The 1,982-nt window shown below is 48.5% G+C and carries 1 rRNA gene; it reads right to left on the bottom strand.

Annotated features, from left to right (window positions below):
• Positions 1-1,982, bottom strand: a 23S ribosomal RNA gene (locus BM253_RS17035); the annotation flags it as partial.

Genomic DNA, 1,982 nt, shown 5'->3' with positions numbered 1-1,982 from the left:
GCGACGCCATTTCACAGTCTCCCACCTATCCTACACATCACTTATCCAAGAACAATACTAAGCTATAGTAAAGGTGCACAGGGTCTTTTCGTCCCACTGCGGGTAATCGGCATCTTCACCGATACTACAATTTCACCGAGCTCATGGCTGAGACAGTGTCCAGATCGTTACACCATTCGTGCAGGTCGGAACTTACCCGACAAGGAATTTCGCTACCTTAGGACCGTTATAGTTACGGCCGCCGTTTACTGGGGCTTCAATTCAATGCTTCTCCGAAGATAACATCTCCTCTTAACCTTCCAGCACCGGGCAGGTGTCAGGCCCTATACTTCATCTTACGATTTGGCAGAGCCCTGTGTTTTTGATAAACAGTCGCCTGGACCTTTTCACTGCGGCCAGCTTGCGCTGGCGACCTTTCTCCCGAAGTTACAGGTCTATTTTGCCTAATTCCTTAGCCATGAATCTCTCGAGCACCTGAGGATACTCTCCTCGACCACCTGTGTCGGTTTGCGGTACGGGTTGTAATAATCTAAGTTTAGAAGCTTTTCTTGACAGCCTTTAGGTACACTATCTCTTTGCCCGAAGGCTCCGAGTACTATCGCATTTCTCCAAAATCTACGCATTTTACTATAGATCTTATAGGTACGTGCTTTAACGAACTATTCCGTCAGTTCGCGGTACTTTCACCACTGCGTCACTCCATCACAACTAGTACAAGTACGGGAATATTAACCCGTTGGCCATCGACGTCCCCCTTCGGGTGTGCCTTAGGTCCCGACTAACCCGCAGCTGATTAGCATAGCTGCGGAAACCTTGGTCTTACGGTGTGCGGGTTTCTCGCCCGCATTATCGTTACTTATGCCTACATTTTCTTTTCTAAACAGTCCAGCAATTCTCACAAATCACCTTCTACCCGGTTTAGAATGCTCCCCTACCACTGTACAATGTACAATCCATAGCTTCGGTAGTATGCTTATGCCCGATTATTATCCATGCTCGATCGCTCGACTAGTGAGCTGTTACGCACTCTTTAAATGAATGGCTGCTTCCAAGCCAACATCCTAGCTGTCGGGGCAATCAAACCGCGTTTTTTCAACTTAGCATACATTTGGGGACCTTAGCTGATGGTCTGGGTTCTTTCCCTCTCGGACATGGACCTTAGCACCCATGCCCTCACTGCTGTAAATCATTTATTAGCATTCGGAGTTTGTCAGGAATTGGTAGGCGGTGAAGCCCCCGCATCCAATCAGTAGCTCTACCTCTAATAAACTATATCAGCGCTGCACCTAAATGCATTTCGGGGAGTACGAGCTATTTCCGAGTTTGATTGGCCTTTCACCCCTACCCACAGGTCATCCGAAGACTTTTCAACGTCAACCGGTTCGGTCCTCCATTTGGTGTTACCCAAACTTCAACCTGCCCATGGGTAGATCACACGGTTTCGCGTCTACCATTACTGACTACAGCGCCCTATTAAGACTCGCTTTCGCTTCGGCTGCGTACCTGAAGTACTTAACCTTGCCAGCAACGGTAACTCGTAGGCTCATTATGCAAAAGGCACGCCGTCACCCAACGAATGGGCTCCGACCGCTTGTAGGCGTATGGTTTCAGGTTCTGTTTCACTCCGTTATTCACGGTTCTTTTCACCTTTCCCTCACGGTACTGGTTCACTATCGGTCTCTCAGGAGTATTTAGCCTTGGCGGATGGTCCCGCCGGTTTCAATCAAGGTTTCACGTGCCCCGACCTACTCAGGATACCACTATGCATTACATCGCTTACCAATACGGGACTATCACCCTCTGCGGTTCATCTTTCCAGATGATTCTTATTCGCTTTGCATACAATATCGTGGTCCTACAACCCCAAAATTGCCGTAACAACTTTGGTTTGGGCTTCTGCGCGTTCGCTCGCCACTACTTACGCAATCACTTTTGTTTTCTTCTCCTCCGCCTACTTAGATGTTTCAGTTCAGCGGGTTTGC

The organism is Paenimyroides ummariense (assembly GCF_900115115.1).
GTDB lineage: Bacteria > Bacteroidota > Bacteroidia > Flavobacteriales > Flavobacteriaceae > Flavobacterium > Flavobacterium ummariense.
The sequence above is the reverse complement of the archived record's forward strand: the minus strand, read 5'-3'. Positions and strand labels throughout refer to the sequence as shown.